Source organism: Mycolicibacterium sp. SMGY-1XX (assembly GCF_059132455.1).
In genome coordinates, this window is record NZ_CP101139.1 from 2993956 (window position 1) to 3013144 (window position 19189).

At 66.6% G+C, this 19189-nt stretch carries 17 protein-coding genes; 8 read left to right on the forward strand and 9 right to left on the reverse strand.

Translation table 11 applies throughout. From position 1 onward, the window contains the following. Positions 1 to 4 precede the first annotated feature (4 nt). A complete protein-coding gene (gene dapF / locus NL241_RS14735) occupies positions 5 to 871 on the forward strand; it encodes a diaminopimelate epimerase (RefSeq protein ID WP_494397928.1) in 867 nt (288 codons plus the stop codon). Between the two features lie 45 nt (positions 872 to 916). Next, complete coding sequence (hflX, locus tag NL241_RS14740; protein ID WP_487692531.1) at positions 917 to 2326, forward strand: GTPase HflX; 1410 nt, start codon at positions 917 to 919, stop codon at positions 2324 to 2326. Here the strand turns inward: hflX and NL241_RS14745 are convergent. Further along, positions 2323 to 4611, reverse strand: coding sequence for a molybdopterin guanine dinucleotide-containing S/N-oxide reductase (locus NL241_RS14745; RefSeq protein ID WP_487692532.1), 2289 nt, complete (start codon positions 4609 to 4611; stop codon positions 2323 to 2325). The two genes, hflX and NL241_RS14745, sit on opposite strands and share 4 nt — an antisense overlap. A 115-nt stretch (positions 4612 to 4726) precedes the next feature. Between NL241_RS14745 and NL241_RS14750 the strand changes: the two genes are divergently transcribed. Both NL241_RS14750 and NL241_RS14755 read left to right on the forward strand, forming a co-directional pair. Next, positions 4727 to 5890 (forward strand): acyl-CoA dehydrogenase family protein, encoded by a 1164-nt coding sequence (locus tag NL241_RS14750; RefSeq protein WP_487692534.1) that lies wholly within the window; start codon positions 4727 to 4729, stop codon positions 5888 to 5890. A 193-nt stretch (positions 5891 to 6083) separates the two neighbouring features. After that, entirely contained in the window at positions 6084 to 8486 is a 2403-nt protein-coding gene (locus NL241_RS14755) for an LGFP repeat-containing protein (protein ID WP_494397929.1), read from the forward strand. 43 nt (positions 8487 to 8529) lie between these two features. Here NL241_RS14755 and lexA read toward each other — a convergent pair whose 3' ends face one another. Next, positions 8530 to 9240 (reverse strand): transcriptional repressor LexA, encoded by a 711-nt coding sequence (lexA, locus tag NL241_RS14760; protein WP_494397930.1) that lies wholly within the window; start codon positions 9238 to 9240, stop codon positions 8530 to 8532. Between the two features lie 324 nt (positions 9241 to 9564). Here lexA and NL241_RS14765 point away from each other — a divergent pair, with 324 nt between their 5' ends. Further along, the gene (locus NL241_RS14765) at positions 9565 to 10047 is read left to right on the forward strand and encodes a LysM peptidoglycan-binding domain-containing protein (RefSeq protein ID WP_487692537.1); all 483 of its coding nucleotides are present in this window, start codon (positions 9565 to 9567) and stop codon (positions 10045 to 10047) included. A 160-nt stretch (positions 10048 to 10207) separates the two neighbouring features. Then, positions 10208 to 10672 (forward strand): transcriptional regulator NrdR, encoded by a 465-nt coding sequence (nrdR, locus tag NL241_RS14770; RefSeq protein ID WP_487692538.1) that lies wholly within the window; start codon positions 10208 to 10210, stop codon positions 10670 to 10672. Positions 10673 to 10724: 52 nt separating this feature from the next. Here nrdR and NL241_RS14775 read toward each other — a convergent pair whose 3' ends face one another. From NL241_RS14775 to sthA, 4 genes are all read right to left on the reverse strand, one after another. Next, the gene (locus NL241_RS14775) at positions 10725 to 11429 is read right to left on the reverse strand and encodes a PhzF family protein (protein ID WP_487692539.1); all 705 of its coding nucleotides are present in this window, start codon (positions 11427 to 11429) and stop codon (positions 10725 to 10727) included. Between the two features lie 46 nt (positions 11430 to 11475). Further along, positions 11476 to 12498 carry an alpha/beta fold hydrolase gene (locus tag NL241_RS14780; RefSeq protein ID WP_487692540.1) on the reverse strand — a complete coding sequence of 341 codons (1023 nt, stop codon included), beginning with the start codon at positions 12496 to 12498 and terminating at the stop codon, positions 11476 to 11478. Between the two features lie 107 nt (positions 12499 to 12605). Next, positions 12606 to 13616 carry a proteasome assembly chaperone family protein gene (locus NL241_RS14785; protein WP_487692541.1) on the reverse strand — a complete coding sequence of 337 codons (1011 nt, stop codon included), beginning with the start codon at positions 13614 to 13616 and terminating at the stop codon, positions 12606 to 12608. A gap of 173 nt (positions 13617 to 13789) precedes the next feature. Continuing rightward, positions 13790 to 15199, reverse strand: coding sequence for a Si-specific NAD(P)(+) transhydrogenase (gene sthA, locus NL241_RS14790; RefSeq protein ID WP_487692734.1), 1410 nt, complete (start codon positions 15197 to 15199; stop codon positions 13790 to 13792). Positions 15200 to 15376: 177 nt separating this feature from the next. Between sthA and NL241_RS14795 the strand changes: the two genes are divergently transcribed. After that, positions 15377 to 16468: a DUF4192 domain-containing protein gene (locus tag NL241_RS14795; RefSeq protein ID WP_494397931.1), complete on the forward strand. Its 1092-nt coding sequence runs from the start codon at positions 15377 to 15379 to the stop codon at positions 16466 to 16468. Positions 16469 to 16490: 22 nt separating this feature from the next. Here the strand turns inward: NL241_RS14795 and NL241_RS14800 are convergent, their stop codons facing one another. The 3 genes from NL241_RS14800 to NL241_RS14810 form a co-directional block, all read right to left on the reverse strand. Then, positions 16491 to 17183 carry an iron-dependent transcriptional repressor DtxR gene (locus tag NL241_RS14800; RefSeq protein ID WP_494397932.1) on the reverse strand — a complete coding sequence of 231 codons (693 nt, stop codon included), beginning with the start codon at positions 17181 to 17183 and terminating at the stop codon, positions 16491 to 16493. Between the two features lie 158 nt (positions 17184 to 17341). Further along, entirely contained in the window at positions 17342 to 18301 is a 960-nt protein-coding gene (locus NL241_RS14805; RefSeq protein ID WP_487692544.1) for a sigma-70 family RNA polymerase sigma factor, read from the reverse strand. A 135-nt stretch (positions 18302 to 18436) separates the two neighbouring features. Next, complete coding sequence (locus NL241_RS14810; protein WP_494397933.1) at positions 18437 to 18853, reverse strand: DUF3099 domain-containing protein; 417 nt, start codon at positions 18851 to 18853, stop codon at positions 18437 to 18439. 86 nt (positions 18854 to 18939) lie between these two features. On the opposite strand from NL241_RS14810, the gene NL241_RS14815 reads away from it, so the two are divergent. Then, complete coding sequence (locus NL241_RS14815) at positions 18940 to 19179, forward strand: DUF3039 domain-containing protein (protein WP_487692547.1); 240 nt, start codon at positions 18940 to 18942, stop codon at positions 19177 to 19179. The last annotated feature ends 10 nt before the right edge of the window (positions 19180 to 19189 follow it).

Consider the following 19189-nt stretch of genomic DNA (forward strand, 5'->3'; position numbering starts at 1 on the left):
ACGGATGGATTTCGCCAAAGGTCACGGCACGCAGAACGACTTCGTGCTGCTCCCTGACCTCGACGCGGAGCTGGTGCTGACACCTGCCGCGGTCGCCGCGGTGTGCGACCGGCGCCGCGGGCTCGGCGCCGACGGCCTGCTGCGGGTCACCACCGCGGGGGCGCTGGTGTCGGCGGGCGTGCTCGACCGGCTGCCCGAAGGCGTCGCGGCCGGCGACTGGTTCATGGACTACCGCAACGCCGACGGTTCGACCGCCCAGATGTGCGGTAACGGCGTACGTGTGTTCAGCCACTACCTGCGGGCCGCCGGCCTGGAGCAGCGTGACGAATTCGTGGTGGGCTCGCTGGCGGGGCCCCGTCCGGTGGCGGTGCACCACGCCGATGAACTGCACGCCGACGTCACCGTCGAGATGGGTAAGGCCAACACCACCGGCACCGGCGACGCGGTGGTGGGTGGACGGCGGTTCACCGGCGTCGCGGTGGACGTCGGCAATCCCCACCTGGCGTGCGTCGGCGTGAGCCCCGAGGACCTGGCCGCTCTCGACGTCGCCGCGCCGGTCCAGTTCGACGCCGGGCAGTTTCCCGAGGGGGTCAACATCGAGGTGCTCACCGCTCCGGCCGGGGGAGCCGTCTCCATGCGGGTCCACGAACGGGGGGTCGGCGAAACCCGCTCCTGCGGCACCGGCACCGTCGCGGCCACGGTCGCCGCGCTTCGCCATCTCGGCGAGCAGACCGGCACCCTGACCGTGCGCGTTCCCGGCGGTGAAGTCACCGTCACCATCACCGAGGCCACCAGTTACCTCCGGGGCCCGTCAGAATTGGTGGCACACGGCCAGCTGTCGCAGGAATGGTGGGCGGCTCTTGAACGTTAATTGGGGTGCATGAAAAGTGATCTCCGTGCGAATCTGTATTCGCCTATGACTGAATATCCGTTTAATCACAATCCCAGCGTCGGTGAGCTGGCACTCGATGACCGCGCCGCGTTGCGCCGTGTGCACGGGCTTTCGACCGAACTCGAAGACGTCTCCGAAGTCGAATACCGCCAGCTGCGGCTGGAGCGGGTGGTACTGGTCGGCGTCTGGACCGACGGTAGCGCGGCCGACGCCGATGCGAGCCTCGCCGAACTGGCCGCACTGGCGGAAACGGCGGGCTCCGAGGTCCTCGAGGGCCTCATCCAGCGCCGCGACAAACCGGACCCGTCCACCTACATCGGTTCCGGCAAGGCCCAGGAACTGCGCGAGGTCGTCATCGCGACCGGCGCCGACACCGTGATCTGCGACGGTGAACTCTCACCCGCCCAGCTCAACGCGCTGGAAAAGGCCGTCAAGGTCAAGGTCATCGACCGCACCGCGCTGATCCTCGACATCTTCGCCCAGCACGCCACCAGCCGCGAAGGCAAGGCGCAGGTGTCGCTGGCGCAAATGGAATACATGCTGCCGCGGCTGCGCGGCTGGGGTGAGTCGATGTCCCGGCAGGCCGGTGGCCGCGCCGGTGGCGCGGGCGGCGGCGTGGGTACCCGTGGTCCCGGTGAAACCAAGATCGAGACCGACCGTCGTCGCATCCGGGAACGGATGTCGAAGCTGCGCCGCGAGATTCGCGATATGAAGAAGATCCGCGACACCCAGCGCAGCACGCGGGTCCGCAGTGACGTCCCGCAACTGGCGATAGTCGGCTACACCAACGCGGGCAAGTCCAGCCTGCTCAACGCCCTGACCGGGGCCGGTGTGCTGGTGGAGAACGCGTTGTTCGCCACCCTCGAGCCCACCACTCGGCGCGGCCAGTTCGACGACGGCAGGCCGTTCGTGCTCACCGATACCGTCGGCTTTGTCCGGCACCTGCCCACCCAGCTGGTCGAGGCGTTCCAGTCCACACTGGAGGAAGTGCTCGGCGCCAGTCTGCTGGTACACGTCGTCGACGGCTCCGATGCCAACCCGCTGGCCCAGATCAGTGCCGTACGTCAGGTGATCAACGAGGTGGTCGCCGATCGCAACGGCACCCGGCCACCGGAGTTGTTGGTGGTCAACAAGATCGATGCCGCAGGTGATCTGGCGCTGGCCCAGCTGCGGCGGGCGCTGCCCGAGGCGGTGTTCGTTTCGGCGCGCACCGGTGAGGGGCTGGACCGGCTGCGTCAGCGGATGAGTGAACTGGTGGAACCCACCGACGTCGCCGTCGACGTGACCATCCCGTACGACCGGGGTGATCTGGTGGCCAAGGTGCACAGCGACGGCCGGGTGGACAACGCCGAACACACCGAATCCGGCACCAGGATCAAGGGTTTCGTTCCCGCGGGACTGGCGGCCGGGCTCCGGGACTTCGCCACCCGCTAACGCCGCACCAGCGGCGGCGGCTGGTGTGCCCGCACCGGCGGCAGCGCATCGGTGAACTTCTCCACCTGCACCAGCACATGCGCGCCGGTGCATCCACGGGCCAGCGACGACGTGCCGCGGTCATCGGTGAGCACATTGGGATTCCCGTGCACGCACATGGTGTCGGGGTCGTGGGGGTCCTCGGGGTCGTACCAGGCCCCGGTGGGCAGATGCACCACCGCGGTGCGCACCGCGTCGTCGATGACGACGCCGGCCAGGCAGCTGCCACGGTCGTTGTAGACGCGGACGACGTCGCCGTTGCTCAACCCCCGGGCGGCGGCATCCACCGGATTCATCCGAATCGGTTCGCGCCCCTGGACTTTGGACATCTGACTGGTGCGTCCGGTGTCGAGCTGGCTGTGCAGCCTGGTGGCGGGCTGATTGGCGATCAGGTGCAACGGGTAGGTGGCCGCTCGTTCGCCACCCAGCCACTCCCGCGGGCGGTACCAGCGGGGGTGGCCCTTGCAGTCGTCGTATCCGAATTCGTCGATGGTGGCCGAGAAGATCTCGATGCGCCCGCTGGGAGTGCCCAGCCTGTGGGCATCAGGGTCGGCGCGGAAGTCCGCCAGCAGGGTGAGTCCCTCTTCGACGGGCAACCGCAGCGAACCCGCCGCCCAGAAGTCCTCGAAGCTCGGCACCGCGAAATCCAGGCCGGCCGCCCACTGCTGGTACAGGTGTGTCAACCACTGACCTTCGGTGCGGCCCTCGGTGAACTCCGCCCCGAAGCCGAGCTTGTCGGCCAGTGCGGCGAAGGTGTCATAGTCGTTGCGGGACTTAGCATATGGCTCGGCAAGTGCCGGCATGGCCATCAGCACCGGGTCGTTGCGGGAACCGGAGAAATCATTGCGCTCGTAGGCGGTGGTCGACGGCACCACGATGTCGGCGTGTTTGGCCATCGCCGTCCAGTACGGCTCATGCACCACCACGGTGTCCATCCGTGCCAACCCGCGACGCAATCGCGCCAGGTTCTGGTGGTGATGGAACGGGTTGCCGCCGGCCCAGTACACACACCGGATGTCGGGATAGGTCAACCGCAGCCCGTTGTAGTCGAACTGTTCACCGGGATGCAGCAGCATATCGCTGACCGCGGCGACCGGGATGAACGTGCGAACCGGGTTGAGGCCCTGGGGGAGCACGGGCAGTCGGCACCGCAGCGGCGCGAGCCCCGGTTCGTTCATCGAGCCGTAGCCGTGGCCGAAACCTCCACCGGGAAGGCCTATCTGGCCCAGCATCGCGGCCAGCGTCAGCCCCATCCACGGCGCCTGTTCGCCGTGTTCGATGCGCTGCAGTGACCAGCTGACCGTGACGATGGACCGGCAGGCGGCCATGCGTCGGGCCAACTGCCGCAAGGCGTCTGCGGGCAGTTCGCAGAGTTCGGACGCCCATTCGGGTGACTTGGGCACCCCGTCGTCGAGGCCGAGCAGATACCGCTCGAACCTGTCGTACCCGACGCAGTACGTGGCCAGGAAGTCACGGTCGGCCAGCGCTTCGGTGGCCAGGACGTAGGCGAGTGCGAGCATGATGGCGACGTCGGTTCCCGGCACCGCGGGCAGCCACTCGTAGTCGCCGTCCACGTCGTCGCGCAACGGGGAGATCGACACGATCCGACCCCCACGGTCACGGAACCGGGCCAGGGCGTCCCGGGCCGGATGTGCCGTCGTTCCACCGTGATTCACGGCGGTGTTCTTCATGGCGATGCCCCCGAAGCACACCAGCAGATCCGTGTGCTCGGCGATCACGTCCCACTGCGTGGAGCGTTTGAAGAGATCGTCGTGGGTGCCGACGACGCGGGGCATGATCACCCCGGTGGCGCCCAGGCTGTACGAGTGCCGGGAGAAGGTGTAGCCGCCGAGCAGTTTCAAGAAGCGGTGCACCTGACTCTGTGCATGGTGGAAGCGGCCCGCGCTGGCCCATCCGTAGGACCCGCCGTAGATCGCCTCGTTGCCGAAGGTGTCGACCACGCGACGCAGTTCGGTGGCCAGCAGTTCGGTGAGTTCGTCCCACGACACCACGATGAACTCGTCGGCCCCGCGCTGCGCCGACGGGCCGGGTCCGTTCTCGAGCCACCCGCGGCGCACCGCGGGTTCGGCCACCCGGGCGCGGTGGCGCAGCGAACCCGCCAGATTGCCCAGTAGGGGCGAGGGGTTCACGTCGGTGGCCAGCGGTTGTACCGAGCTGATGTCGCCGTCGCGGACCTGGGCGTGAAAGGCGCCCCAATGCGTCAGGCTGGCCGGCGCAGATGCCATGGCGGGCAGTTTACGGGGAACTCGCGGCACGGATTTGCCGACCAACCACCCGGTTGGTATATCGTCGTCGGCAAGACGTGTTGTCAAACCCCGAACCCGGCTCCGGAGGTCCATCATGGGTAGTGCCGTCAAGTACCAGCGCACGTTGTTCGAGCCCGAACACGAACTGTTCCGCGAGTCCTACCGCACCTTCCTCGAGCGCCACGTCGCACCGCACCACGAGGAGTGGGAAAAGAACAAGATCGTCGACCGCAACGTGTGGGTCGAAGCCGGTAAGCAGGGCTTCCTGGGCATGGCGGTGCCCGAGGAGTACGGCGGCGGCGGTATCGACGACTTCCGCTACAACACCGTGATCACCGAGGAGACCACCGCCGGCCGCTACAGCGGTATCGGCTTCGGCCTGCACAACGACGTGGTGGCGCCCTATCTGCTGCGGCTGGCCACCGACGAACAGAAGCAGCGTTGGTTCCCGGGCTTCTGCAGCGGCGAGCTGATCACCGCCATCGCCATGACCGAACCCGGCACGGGCAGCGACCTGCAGGGCATCAAGACCCGCGCGGTCAAGCAGGATGACGGCAGCTGGGTGCTCAACGGCTCGAAGACGTTCATCACCAACGGAATCCACGCCGACCTGGTGATCGTCGTCGCCCAGACCGACCCGGACAAGGGCGCACAGGGCTTCTCGTTGCTGGTGGTCGAACGCGGCATGGAGGGCTTCGAGCGCGGGCGCCACCTCGACAAGATCGGGTTGGACGCCCAGGACACCGCTGAGCTGTCGTTCACCGATGTCAAGGTGCCCGCGGAGAACCTGCTCGGCGACGAGGGCATGGGCTTCATCTATCTCATGCAGAACCTGCCGCAGGAACGGCTCAACATCGCCATCATGGCCGCCGCCGCCATGGAAGCCGTTCTCGAGGAAACCATTCAATACACCAAGGAACGCAAGGCTTTCGGCAAGCCGATCGGCAGCTTCCAGAACAGCCGCTTCGTGTTGGCCGAACTCGCCACCGAAGCCACCGCTGTGCGGATCATGGTCGACGAGTTCCTGCGGCTGCATCTCGACGAAAAGCTCACCGCAGACCAGGCGGCAATGGCCAAGTGGTACACCACCGAAGCCCAGGTGCGGCTGGTCGACCGGTGTTTGCAATTGCACGGTGGTTATGGATACATGCGCGAATACACCGTCGCGCGCGCATTTCTCGATGCACGCGTGCAGACCATCTATGGCGGCACCACCGAGATCATGAAAGAGATCGTCGGCCGCAGCCTGGGGGTCTAGCAGCGTTCCATACCCGACATATTGCGCGCAAAACGCGTCGGGCCTGCACGTCAATTCGGTACCGGGTGGGTATTGTCGTCAAAATGACGGCGATATGGCCATATCGTGCTCGGCTATTGTCCGAGAGTTGACGGTGACGAATTTCGGACGACGAGATCGGCGTATGCAGGCCGGTAAACCGCGGGGAGTGGGCATGACGACGCAGCGAAACCCATTGCGATGGGCGGTCGGAATTCTGGCGGTGTGCGCGGCATTTGCGTTCGCAACGCCATTCGTTCCGGTCGCTCACGCCGACCCGCAAGGCGACGCCGCCGTAGCGATCGATCAGGCGTGGACCGGCTCCGGTGGCGACACCTCGCCGCTCGGCCCGAAGGTCGGCGGCATCTACCCGGCCGGCGCAGGCTTCGGCCAGGACTTCGTGAACGGCGCCATGTTCTTCTCGCCCGAGACCGGCGCGCGGTCGGTCTTCGGCGCCATCCTCGACAAGTACCGCTCCCTCGGCGGCCCGGCCGACAGCGGCCTCGGATTCCCCACCATCGACGAGGGGCCCGGGCGGGCTCCGGAAAGCCGTAACGTCACCTTCAGCGCACCCGAAGGTGCGGTCATCTTCTGGACGCCTGCCACGGGCGCGTGGCTGGTGCGCGGCGTGATCAACGCGGCCTGGGACCGGGTGGGCGGATCGTCGGGTCCGCTGGGTGTCCCGGTGGAGGACGAAACCTACAGCGGCGAGACCATTTCGCAGCGGTTCAGCGGTGGGCAGCTGACCTACGACACCGCCGCCAAGACCTTCACCACCACGCCGCCCGAGTTGGCCGGGCAGCTCGGGGACCTGGCGCTGCCCGACGACGCCGCATCGTCGATCGACCTCGCCTGGCGGGTGGCCGGCGGAGCCGGCGGCCAGCTCGGCGCCAAACAAGGCGACCCGTACCCCGTCGGCGACGGGACCGGCCAGGACTTCGCGGGCGGCAAGATCTTCTTCTCGCCGGACACGGGCGCGCACGTCGTCAGCGGCACCATTCTGGAGAAGTATGAGGCCGCGGGTGGGCCTACCGGCGAACTCGGTTTCCCGACCGCCAACGAGGCCGACGGCGACGTGCCCGGCAGCCGGATCAGCACCTTCGGCGCCGAGGGTGACCCGGTGATCGTGTGGACTGCCGAACACGGCGCCGTGATCGTGCGCGGGCCGATGAAGGCGGCGTGGGACGAGCTCGGCGGGAGTGGCGGTGATCTCGGCGTCCCGATCGCCGACCAGACCGGCGACGGCACCATCACGCAGAACTTCAGCGGCGGGCAGGTCACGTACAACAGCAGCACCAACAGCTTCAGTACGCAGCCGCCGGAGCTCGCCGAACGGCTGGCTGGACTCGATCTCCCCCAGCAGGCCAGCCCCACCTCGGCGCCTGCCGCTGCGCCCGCGGCTCAGGGTGATGACAGCGGCACCGAGGGATCGGGTTCGAAGAGCTGGTACCTGTGGGTGCTCATCCCGCTGGCGATCCTGCTTCTGGCCTCGTTGGCGGCGTTCGCGGTGATGCGACAGCGCCGCAACGCCGGCCCAGGCGCCGGCGGCGGTTTCCGTCCGGGTGGTGCGCCGGGGAACCACGACGTCTTCGATGAGGCCTCGCATGGGGGGCGCGACGAGGACGAACACGCCAGATGGGAATCCGCGGGCGCAGGACAGAGCAGTGGGCCGTCGAAGTTCGGCGATGCCGAGCCCGACGACACCGACTACCTGGCCGCGCAGCCGCCGTGGGCCAAACGTGAGCCCGGCGCCCAGCCGTGGAGCGAGCCGGCCGTACCGACCGCGGGGTTGGCGGCTGCCGCTACCGGCCCCGATCTGTTCACCCATCACGGTGCGCACGAGGCCGAGGACTTCACCGCCGATGTCGAGGAGCAGGACCCCGACGCCGTTGACACCGCGCCCACGCCGGTACAGACGGAATCCGGGGAGCCGTCCGGCCGCCACGCCGCGGCGGGCGCGGAGGAGTCCCGGCCACCGTGGCTGACTGACCAAGATGCTCACGTGCCGGGGCCCGGCTCCCTGTTCGCCCCGGTATACGGTGCGGCGCCGCCGCCGGCGCAGGAAGAACCGGCCGCGCCGTCGTCTGATGTCGATGAACCGGGCTACGCGGCGCCCGTCGGCGCGACCTTCGAGGATGGGGACGGCGGCCTGTCACCGTCTCCGTACGCCGAGCCCGGGTATGGGCAACCGGATGCTTCGTTGTCCGGCGAAACGCCGAGCGAGTACGGACGGCCGGAGTACGCACAGCCGGAGTACACGCCGTCGGAGTACGCACAGCCGGAGTACACGCCGTCGGAGTACGCACAGCCGGAGTACACGCCGTCGGTATTCGAGCGACCCGATGACGAACGGCCGACAGACGGCCCGTCACCGACCGCCTCGTCGGCGTCGCCTCCGGCGATCCATCTTCCGCTGGATGACCCCGATGAAGCGCCGGAGGGTTACCCCATCAAGGGAAGTATGCGCACGGGGACCTACCACTCGCCCGGCTCTGCTTCCTACGATGTGACGGTCGCTGAAATCTGGTTCGCCTCAGAGGATTTGGCCGAATCCAACGGATTCACCAAAGCGGAGTGAGCTCACCCGCCCCCGCGGGATGGGTCAGCTCACTCCGTCCGGGTCAGATCTTCCGGATGACGGTGACAACCTTGCCGAGGATCGCGGCGTCGTTGCCCGGGATCGGGTCGAACGCGGGATTGTGCGGCATCAGCCAGACCTGACCGCTGGTGCGCTTGAAGGTCTTGACCGTGGCTTCGCCGTCGATCATCGCGGCCACGATATCGCCGTTGTCGGCCACGGCCTGCTGCCGCACCACCACCCAGTCCCCGTCGCAGATGGCCGCGTCGATCATCGATTCGCCGACCACCTTGAGCAGGAACAGCGATCCCTCGCCCACGAGTTCGCGGGGTAGCGGGAAGACGTCCTCGACGGCCTGTTCGGCCAGGATCGGACCGCCGGCAGCGATTCGGCCGAGCACCGGGACGAAAGTGGGTTCCGGCAACGCGTCCGAACCCGCGACGTCGGTGAGCACTGCCGGCGCGGCCTCGTCGGCACCCCGGACATCGACGGCTCGCGGCCGGTTCGGGTCACGGCGCAGATAGCCCTTGCGCTCGAGAGTGCGGAGTTGGTGGGCGACCGACGAGGTGGACGTCAGGCCCACGGCATCGCCGATCTCACGGATGCTCGGCGGATAGCCCCTGCTGGTCACCGAGGCGCGGATCACCTCGAGGATGGTGCGCTGCCGTTCGGTCAGCGATGGATCGGGGGAGTTGTCACGCGGTCTACCTGTGCCGCCTTGCGCGTCTGAACCTGTGCCAGTGCTGTCACCCATGGCCCTGAATGTAATCGCAGCGACCGACAGAATCAAACATGTGTTCGAGGCGTGTCGCGGAACCGGGTGCCCGTCGCTGTGCGCGGCCTGGTGCCCGGCGGCCGATTTCACTAAGTGGGGCTGGAGTGACGCCTGGGGCGGAAGCTTTTGTCGGTGGGTCGTTCTATGGTTCGGCTACAAATCGATCACATGTTCGGTTGGCACTATCTTATCGAACATGTGATCGACTAGATTCGAACACAGGAGCGAACGATGGCACAGCTCAACCGGGCTCGGCACCGGATCTCTGCAGGACACCATTTTCTCGGGTCGGAAGGAACGGACATGACACTCATCGACACTCTGCCTCCGCGCCACGCGCAGCCGCGTCCCGTGGACGGCGCGCCGCGGCCGGTACGTCGGCGCACCGACGCCGGACAGGTGCGGCGCAGGCCGATGGAGGTGCGTCCGGCCGGTGCGCCGGTCCGCCGGCGCGGTACGGGTGTGCCGGTCTCGCGGGCGCCGCATCGTCGTCGCCGGAGCATCACGCCGGTCACCACGGTCGGGCTGGCGCTGCTGGCGGCGCTGATCACCGTGTGGCTCGGCGCTGTCGCCCAGTTCGGTGAGGCCATCCAGGGCGCCACGGCCCCGACTCCGAGCAAGCTGGCCGTCGTGCAGGTGCAGAGCGGGGAAACGCTGCAGACCGTCGCGGCCCGGGTCGCTCCCGGCGTGCCGATCGGCGACACGGTGCAGCAGATTCGCGAGCTCAACCAGCTCGAGAGTGTGGCCTTGACGGCCGGTCAGACGCTCATCGCGCCCGTGGGCTGAGTCCGTGTCGGACCACGACGAATCCAGGTGGTGCACAACCGCGATGGCGATGGGAATGCGCAGGACTGCGCCCAGAGCGATGGCGGTGGCTCAGCTCGGCGCGGCGCAGGTACTCTCTGAAGCGGGAGTAACACGTGTCCAGTGCGGCGAAGGAGCGGTGATGCACTGTCCTTTCTGCCGGCATCCGGATTCTCGTGTGGTCGATTCCCGCGAAGCCGATGAAGGCCAAGCCATTCGACGTCGGCGGTCATGCCCGGAATGTGGCCGGCGGTTCACCACGGTCGAGACCGCAGTGCTCGCAGTGGTCAAGCGGAGCGGCGTCACCGAACCGTTCTCTCGCGAGAAGGTGATGCGCGGCGTGCGACGGGCGTGCCAAGGCCGTCAAGTAGACGAGGACGCACTGCACCATCTCGCCCAACAGGTGGAGGACACCATTCGTGCGGCGGGTTCACCAGAGGTGCCGAGCAATGAGGTCGGCTTGGCGATTCTGGGACCGCTTCGCGAGCTCGACGAGGTTGCCTATCTGCGATTCGCGTCGGTGTACCGCTCGTTCTCGTCGGCCGAGGACTTCGAACAGGAGATCCGCGCGCTGCGCGAGCACCGACGGGTGACGGCCACCAGTTGAAACAGGAGTCCGAGGCTGCGAGGTAGTCGAAGGGTTCCGGGCTCGCAGGCGGTCACGCCAACTCGACGTTGGTGACGCCATCGCTGACCACCCGGCCGGCGACATGAACCCATCCGTCCGGACTCCACCGCGTGCGGATCTGTGACCCTTGTCCTTGCGTGATCGCCAGGTCGCGACTGAGGTACTCGGTGATCCGCACTGCCGCCGCGCCGGTGGCCTCGTCCTCAGGGACTCCGAGATTGGCGGCAAACATTCGTGAGCGCAGTGCACCGGCGTCGCGGTCGAGCCAGGTCCACAGATAATGCTGAATGTCGTCGGAGTAATCGCTGGGATCGGCGGCGGCCAGCTCCTCGAGTGAGGGGAGTTCGCGAATCGCGAACTCCGGTGCCCATTCCGCGCGGGCGCTGATCGATGTCAGCTCATCGTCACCGTCGAGGCCGTAACCGACCTGGACGATCCCCGCGGGAACCTGCAGAGTGTGCACCGGTGTGCCTTGGTCCTTCAACCACCACGAGGCGCCGACGGTGGGATGGCCTGCGAACGGCAATTCGGTTGCCGGAGTGAAGATCCTGGCGTGCGCCGTACTGCTCCCGGGTGCCGGCAGGTCAATGAAAACAGTTTCGCTGTAACCCAATTGCGTGGCCAGCCGTTGGCGGTCTCGAGGCGCGACGGCGGTGGCGTCGACCACACCCAGGGGATTTCCGAACTTGCCGGCCGAATCGGTGAACACCCGTAGCACTGTGACATCGATACCCATGGGTCGACTCTACTTGCCGTTTGGCGCCGTTCGGCGATCCCGTGAATCAGGTCGCGCTGCGCTCGTCGGTGCCCATCGCATCGAGCACCGCGACCTTGGTGTCGACGGTGCCCGACATCGCCCGCTCGCTGATGCCGCTGCGCAGCAGTTGGCGCAATGCCGTCTGGTCGTACTCGGCGGGTTCGGTGGAATCGATGAAACGCTCCACCACCTCGACGAAGCGATCCGGGTCGTCGTGGAAGGGGAAGTGTCCGGACCCCTTGAAGATCTCCAGTTGCGAACCCGGCATCGCCGCATGCGCCATGTGGGCGTGACTGACCGGGATCACCACGTCGCGGTCGCCCCAAATGAGCTGAACCGGAACCGATTCGGTCAAATAGCAGCGGTCCAGCATGGTGACCACCTGGCCGCGCCAGTCGACGACAGCGCGCAGTGTGCGAGTGAAAGCCGAGGACGCGGTGGGTTCGGGAAGATCGCGCAGGATCCGAAGGACATTGGGCAGTTCGCGTCCCAACGCCGTACTGCCGAGCACGCCGCCGGCGACTTTGCCTGCCATCTGCACCGCGGGCAACACCAACGGAAGACGCAGCAGCGCCAGCGCTTCCCCGCCCATGGGCAGTGACGCCATCCGCAGCGCGATGTTGACATCGCGGGTCACTCCGCCCGCGCCGACGAGGATGAGGCGGTCGACCAATTGCGGGAACTGATATGCGAATTGCATGGCCACGCCGCCGCCCAGCGAATGGCCGACGACGGTGACCTTCTCGATGTCGAGCACACCGAGCAGGTCGCGCATGCCGTTGGCGTACGCGGCCACCGAATAGTCTGCGCGCGGCTTGTCGGATTGACCGTGACCGAGCAGATCCGGTGCGATGACGGTGAACCGCTGGGCCAGCTTGGACTGCACCGTCGACCACGCGGTGGAATTGTCACCGATGCCGTGGATCAGCAGCAACGCCGGACCGGACCCGGCGATGCGGAACGCACGCCGGTACCCGTGAATGGTGCGGAAATCCAGGGTCGGCGTCAGCTCGCGGACCGAACGCAGATTCGGCTTGCGGGTACTCATGCGCCCGGCACCCGGCGACGAGGGCTACAGCAGCCAGGGGAGGTTGCCGAGGTGGATGTCATATGCGCCAACTTCGTCGGGCCCCATAGCGGCGGAACTGAGGCGGATCAAGTGGTTCCGTTGTCGTCACGGAACGGATCCTGGAAGTTGTCGCCGGCTTGCTGGGCCAGGAATCGCTCAAACTCCGCTCCGAGTTCGTCACCGCTGGGGAGTTCCTCATCCCTGGCCAGCAGGGAGCGGTTCTCTTGTGCGGCAACGAATGCATCGTACTGTCGCTCGAGGGCGCTCACCACCTGAGCCACTTCCGGGCTGCCTTCGACCTGTTCGTCGATCTTGATACGGATCTCTGCCGCTGCTTCATCGAGGCCGTCCACCGGAATCTCCAGGGAACTGGCACCGGCCACGTGTTCGAGCAGCGCTTTGGCCGCGTCCGGGTAATCGGTCTGCGCCAAGTAGTGCGGCACGTGGACGGTGAAACCCATGACCTCGTGACCGTGTTGCGCCATGCGGTACTCGAGCAGGTTGGAGACGCTGCCCGGAACCTGGACCTCACCGACCCACGGCGTGTGATCGGCGATGAGTTCCCGGTTGTTGGCGTGTGCGGTCAACGTCACCGGCCGGGTGTGGGGCACCGCCATCGGGATGGCGCCCAGCCCGATGGTGCGGCGCACCCCGAGTCGCTCGGCCAACAGGCGGACAGCGGTGATGAAACGTTCCCACTTCAGATCCGGCTCCATCCCTGCGAGCAGCAGGAACGGCGTGCCCACGCTGTCGTGCAGGGCGTACAGGTTGAGCTCGGGGTTTTCGTAATGGGTGAAGTGATCGGTCTTGAACGTCATCAGCGGGCGACGCGACCGGTAGTCGAGCAATTCATCGATGGCGAAGGACGCCACCAACTCGGTGTCCAGCGACTGCCGGAGGTGCTCGGCGGCCAACTTGATCGCATGCCCCGCATCTGAGAAGCCTTCCAGGGCGTGCACCAATACGGGTCCGCGTCCGTCAGCTGACGACAGCTGCGGCGCAGGGAACTCGAGCTCGTACATCCCGCTCTGCTCGGGCTGGTAGCGCCGATCCTCGTGCGGGGTCGAGTCTTCTGCGGGGTCGTCGATGTGACCCATCTACTCTCGCCTCCTCGTCGCGGCGCCGTCATCACGCGTTGGCGCACCGTGTCCCTCTAGTTTCCCTCAGTGCCTTGCCTGCGGCGTCGCGGACCCACCCATGAATCAACGTTGCAGGGTGTTCCGGGCATTCCGGGGGATACCCACCGCCGCGGCGGCAGTCGCAGGTCCGGTCAGCGAGCGCGGAACTGGTTGAGGGCACGCAGCTTGTTCATCACATCCAATGCCGCCACCTTGTACGCCTCGGAGAACGTGGGGTAGTTGAACACCGCGTCCACCAGGTACTCGACGGTGCCGCCGCAACCCATCACGGCCTGGCCGATGTGCACCATCTCGGTGGCGTTGGTGCCGAAGATGTGGACGCCGAGCAGGCGCAAATCCTCGGTGGACACCAGCAGCTTGAGCATGCCGTAGGAATCACCGGCGATCTGGCCGCGAGCCAGTTCCCGGTAGCGGGAGACGCCGACTTCGTACGGGATCGCCGATTTGGTCAGATCGATCTCGGTGGCACCGACATAGGACACCTCGGGGATGGAGTAGATGCCGATGGGCTGGAGTTCGGTCATACCGTGGCAGGGTTCGCCGAAGGCGTGGTAGGCCGCCAGCCGGCCCTGGTCCATCGAGGTCGCGGCCAGGGCGGGGAAGCCGATGACATCGCCTACGGCGTAGATGTGGTCGACCTTGGTCTGATAGTTGTCGTCGACGAAGATGCGGCCGCGGTTGTCGGCCTCCAGCCCGGCGTTGGCCAGATCGAGGTGATCGGTCTGGCCCTGACGTCCGGCCGAGTACATCACGGTCTCGGCCGGGATCTGTTTGCCGCTCGCCAGCGTGGTGACCGTCCCGGACGCACCGACGTCCACCGCGGTCACTTCCTCGCCGAAACGGAACGTCACCGCGAGGTCACGTAGGTGGAACTTGAGTGCCTCGATGATCTCCGGGTCGCAGAAGTCCAGCATCGATTCCCGCTTCTCGACCACGGTCACCTTGGTGCCGAGTGCGGCGAACATCGACGCGTATTCGATGCCGATGACACCGGCACCCACCACGACCATCGAGGTCGGCAGCATCTTCAGGTCCAGGATGCCGTCGGAATCCAGAACCCGGTCCTCGTCGAATTCGACACCGGCAGGTCGCGCCGGTTTTGTCCCGGTGGCGATGACGATGTGCTCACCGCTGACGGTCACGCGGTCTCCGCGGCCGGGGTTCTCGACGAGGAGGGTGTGCTCGTCGACGAACCGTGCGTGCCCGGTGTAGAGCTCGATCCGGTTGCGCATCAACTGACTGCGCACGACATCGATCTCCTTGCCGATCACGTGCTGGGTGCGGGCCAGCAGATCGGCCGGCGTGATCTTCTCCTTGACGCGGTAGCTGGCGCCGTACAGTTCGCGCTGGTTCATACCGGTGAGATAGACCACGGCCTCGCGCAGCGTTTTCGATGGGATGGTGCCGGTGTTGACGCAGACGCCGCCGAGCATGCGACCGCGTTCGATGACCGCAACCGTCTTGCCAAGCTTGGCCGCCGCGATCGCCGCTTTCTGTCCGCCAGGTCCAGAGCCGATGACCACCAGGTCGTATTCCTGCATCGAAGCCATGCGTAGCTGTCTACGCCGGTTGACCGTCGCCCGCATGCCGACAGTGTCAATACCGCGTGAACAATGCTCGCCGGCCGGCATCCAGAGTTCGCACTTCATGCACAGCGCGGTGCCTCGGCCTGGTGCAGCGGCAGCCGGCTGACGGCCGTGGTTGCCAGCGTCAGCGGCATGACATCTCATCGCCCTGAATTCGACCGTCCCGAGTTCGACCACCACCCCGATTTCGATCTGAACAGGCCTGGCGCATTGATCGCGGCCCTGCCCGCGATTCTGGGCTTCACACCGCTGAACTCGCTGGTTCTGGTGTCTGTGGAACGCGGCCAGGTGGGCGCCGTGCTGCGTGTGGACCTCGGTGACGACCTGATCGACAACCTCGAGAATCTGGTCTCGGTGGCGGCGTCGGCCCGGCCCGACGCGGCGATCGCGATCATCGTCGACGCCCAAGGAGCGCTGTGCCCGTCGTGCGGGGACGAACATCGCCGGTTGTGCGCCGCATTGTCGGAGGAGCTGAGCCTGCACGATATTCCGTTGTGGGCCGCACACCTGGTGGACCGGGTGGCAGCCGGCGGGCGGTGGCACTGTGTCGACGGCTGCGGTTCCCGGGGACGGGTGGACGATCCGGCGAGCTCCCCGGTCACCGTGGCCGCGGTGCTGGACGGCCGGCGGCTCTACGGGCGGCGCGAGGATCTGCAAGCGGTCATCGCCGTCGAGGATGTCGGACGCTCACAACGGATCGCCGACGCGGTGGCCGCCCTGCGCGCCGGGGCCAGTGGCCAGCCGGTCGGGGATGCGGCGCAGCGAGCACGTCGTGCGGTGGAGGATGCGTTGGCCGCAACAGCACGGGTTGCCTCCGGTGCCGATCTGACCGACGCCGAGATCGCGGTGGTGGCCCGCGGTCTGGCTGATCTGCAGGTCCGGGACATCTTGTATGCGCTGGCAGTAGGCGAGTACGCCGGCGCGGCGGAGACCATGTGGGCCACGCTGGCGCGCGTGCTCCCGGAGTCACTGCGGGTCGAAGCGCTGGTGCAGCTGGCGTTCTCCGCCTACGCCCGCGGTGACGGCCCGCTGGCCGGGGTGTCGTTGGACGCCGCGTTGCGGATCGACGCGGCACACCGGATGGCGGTCATGCTCGACACCGCGTTACAGGGAGGCATGCGGCCGGAGCAGATCCGTGAACTGGCACAGACCAGTTATCGGTTGGCCGACCAGCTGGGTGTGGTGTTGCCGCGACAGCAGACGTTCGGGCAGCGGGCCGGATGAGATCCGGCGGCGCGGCTGGGTGTCAGACCTTCTCGACCTTGACGGCGTGCGCCATCTCGTGGGGGAGTTCGACCTGCTCGTGGCCCGGGATCACGATGGTGACTCCGCCGTGCGGGTTGGTCTCCACGGTGACGCGGGCATTGGGTACCACGCCGGCTTCCTTGAGCCGTCCGATCAGCATGGTGTCGCCCTGCACGTGCTCGGTGAGCTGCCGCACGACGACGGCCACCGGCGATCCGGCTGGCAGCTCGGTCAGCCGCACCAGGTTGAGCTGTTCGACGTCCTCGCCGCTGCCGATGCCCAGCTCGGACAGTCCGGGAATGGGATTGCCGAACGGCGACACGGTCGGGTTGTCGAGCACGGCGACGAGGCGACGCTCCACGTCCTCGCTCATCACGTGTTCCCACCGGCAGGCTTCGGCGTGCACTTCCTCCCAGGGCAGACCGATCACGTCGACCAGCAGCCGCTCGGCCAACCGGTGCTTGCGCATCACGGCGATTGCCAGCGCGCGGCCGGTTTCGGTGAGTTCGAGATGCCGGTCACCGGCGACGTGCAACAGACCGTCGCGCTCCATCCGGGACACGGTCTGGCTGACGGTGGGGCCGCTCTGCTCGAGGCGTTCGGCAATACGCGCGCGCAGCGGGATGACGCCCTCTTCTTCGAGGTCGTAGATCGTCCGCAGATACATCTCTGTGGTATCGACCAGGTCGTTCATGTGGCACCTCCGTCGCCGACGAGTCTACTTGGGCAGCTGCGCCAGTGGGCCGCTCTCACAGGGCGCGGCGAGCATGATGATTGTCCCTCACCGCGGACAGCAGTGCGCCCGCCGGTCCGGGGACGACGGCGGGCGCACCTTCCGGGCGTGGACTGGGATCAGCTTGCGTATGAGCGCAGCCGGTCGGCGCGCTCACCGTGGCGCAGTTTCGCCATCACTTCACGCTCGATCTGACGCACGCGTTCGCGGGAGAGGCCGAACAGCTTGCCGATCTGATCCAACGTGCGGGGCTGGCCGTCGTCGAGGCCGAACCGCAACCGGATCACCTGGTGCTCGCGCTCGTCCAGAGTGGACAGCACACTGCGGATGTCGGTGTGCAGCAGTTCGGAGATCACCGCGTTCTCGGCCGAAAGTGCTTCGGCGTCCTCGATGAAGTCACCGAGCGGAGCCTCTTCGTCGCTGCCGACGGGCATGTCCAGCGACACCGGGTCACGGCTGTGCTCCAACAGATCGTTGATCTTCTCGACGGGAATGCCCGATTCCTCGGCCAGTTCTTCGTCGGTGGCTTCGCGGCCGAGATTCTGGTGCATCTCACGCTTGATCCGGGCCAGCTTGTTGACCTGCTCGACAAGATGGACCGGGAGCCGGATGGTGCGGCTCTGGTCGGCCATGCCGCGGGTGATCGCCTGCCGGATCCACCACGTCGCGTATGTCGAGAACTTGAAACCCTTGGTGTAGTCGAACTTTTCCATCGCGCGGATCAGGCCGAGGTTGCCCTCCTGGATCAGGTCCAGCAGCGGCATCCCGCGCCCGGTGTACCGCTTGGCCAACGAAACGACCAGGCGCAGGTTGGCCTCCAGCAGATGGCTACGGGCCGCCTGCCCGTCCCGAACGACGGCAGCGAGATCGCGTTTGCGGTTCTCGCCGAGGCGTTTCCGAGTTTCCAGCAGATGCTGCGCGTACAGGCCCGCCTCGATGCGCTTGGCCAACTCAACCTCATCGGCGGCGTTGAGCAACGCCGTCTTGCCGATACCGTTCAGATACACCCGTACGAGGTCGGCGGCAGGGCTCTGGGCATCCAGATCGCCCTCGATTCGGGTAACGGCGGCATTTGCCATATCGGCCTCCTAGTGGCTCGAACTGTCATGTGGTTCAACGCCTGACTGGAGTGAAGAGTTCCCACAGATCTGTCGATTAACACGCGCTGACATGCGCAAATGCGCGGGTGACCTGAGAATGCTCTGAGAATCGAACTAGAAGTCCCTCATTTGGGAGCTTTTGCCGTCAACAGGGTCCGTCACGCCGGGATCCACATCGGGCATGCCGGGTAGGAGTGCCGGCCGCTCGGCCGTGGGGAACAAGGGAATCCGATGGTCCGTGCGCGAGAATCGGCGCGGCTCCTCGCGCTTACGCGGTGGGCGGTCGTTGGCGATCAGTACCGCGACCCACGGCAGCGGAATGGACACCGCGACGATAAGCAGTGAGACCCAACCGTTTTCCCACACGCCGTAGGCCGCGGCAGCCAGAAGCAACGCCGGAATGCGAAATGACATGATCGTCAAATATTTCCGGACGCGCTTGCGGTGTTCTTCTTCGTACGGGGGAGCAGCCTGGGTGATGAGTATCGGCTTCCCGTCATCGTCGAAACCCAGCTGCGGGCTGTGCTTCATACCTCTACTGTGGCACAACTGAGGCCATTCGGGGCCGGCGGGACCCAATGGTTTGTGGACCGTCATTTTCTCGGCAGAATAGGCGTATGCAGACCGACACCCTCGAACGGACCGATGCTGACGAACGGACCGACGACGGCACCGACAGCGACCGGCCCAAGTTCTTCCATTACGTCAAGAAAGACAAGATCGCCGAAAGCGCGGTGATGGGCACGCACGTCGTCGCGTTGTGCGGCGAGGTCTTCCCGGTCACCAAGTCGGCCAAGCCGGGCTCTCCGGTGTGCCCCGACTGCAAACGCATCTACGAAACCCTCAAGAAGGGCTGAGCCCGCCCGG

Coding starts and splice junctions, on each gene's coding strand:
- dapF (WP_494397928.1), top strand. CDS start 5: ATGGATTTCGCCAAAGGTCACGGCACGCAGAACGACTTCGTGCTGCTC.
- hflX (WP_487692531.1), top strand. CDS start 917: ATGACTGAATATCCGTTTAATCACAATCCCAGCGTCGGTGAGCTGGCA.
- NL241_RS14745 (WP_487692532.1), bottom strand. CDS start 4,611: ATGGCATCTGCGCCGGCCAGCCTGACGCATTGGGGCGCCTTTCACGCC.
- NL241_RS14750 (WP_487692534.1), top strand. CDS start 4,727: ATGGGTAGTGCCGTCAAGTACCAGCGCACGTTGTTCGAGCCCGAACAC.
- NL241_RS14755 (WP_494397929.1), top strand. CDS start 6,084: ATGACGACGCAGCGAAACCCATTGCGATGGGCGGTCGGAATTCTGGCG.
- lexA (WP_494397930.1), bottom strand. CDS start 9,240: ATGGGTGACAGCACTGGCACAGGTTCAGACGCGCAAGGCGGCACAGGT.
- NL241_RS14765 (WP_487692537.1), top strand. CDS start 9,565: ATGACACTCATCGACACTCTGCCTCCGCGCCACGCGCAGCCGCGTCCC.
- nrdR (WP_487692538.1), top strand. CDS start 10,208: ATGCACTGTCCTTTCTGCCGGCATCCGGATTCTCGTGTGGTCGATTCC.
- NL241_RS14775 (WP_487692539.1), bottom strand. CDS start 11,429: ATGGGTATCGATGTCACAGTGCTACGGGTGTTCACCGATTCGGCCGGC.
- NL241_RS14780 (WP_487692540.1), bottom strand. CDS start 12,498: ATGAGTACCCGCAAGCCGAATCTGCGTTCGGTCCGCGAGCTGACGCCG.
- NL241_RS14785 (WP_487692541.1), bottom strand. CDS start 13,616: ATGGGTCACATCGACGACCCCGCAGAAGACTCGACCCCGCACGAGGAT.
- sthA (WP_487692734.1), bottom strand. CDS start 15,199: ATGCAGGAATACGACCTGGTGGTCATCGGCTCTGGACCTGGCGGACAG.
- NL241_RS14795 (WP_494397931.1), top strand. CDS start 15,377: ATGACATCTCATCGCCCTGAATTCGACCGTCCCGAGTTCGACCACCAC.
- NL241_RS14800 (WP_494397932.1), bottom strand. CDS start 17,183: ATGAACGACCTGGTCGATACCACAGAGATGTATCTGCGGACGATCTAC.
- NL241_RS14805 (WP_487692544.1), bottom strand. CDS start 18,301: ATGGCAAATGCCGCCGTTACCCGAATCGAGGGCGATCTGGATGCCCAG.
- NL241_RS14810 (WP_494397933.1), bottom strand. CDS start 18,853: ATGAAGCACAGCCCGCAGCTGGGTTTCGACGATGACGGGAAGCCGATA.
- NL241_RS14815 (WP_487692547.1), top strand. CDS start 18,940: ATGCAGACCGACACCCTCGAACGGACCGATGCTGACGAACGGACCGAC.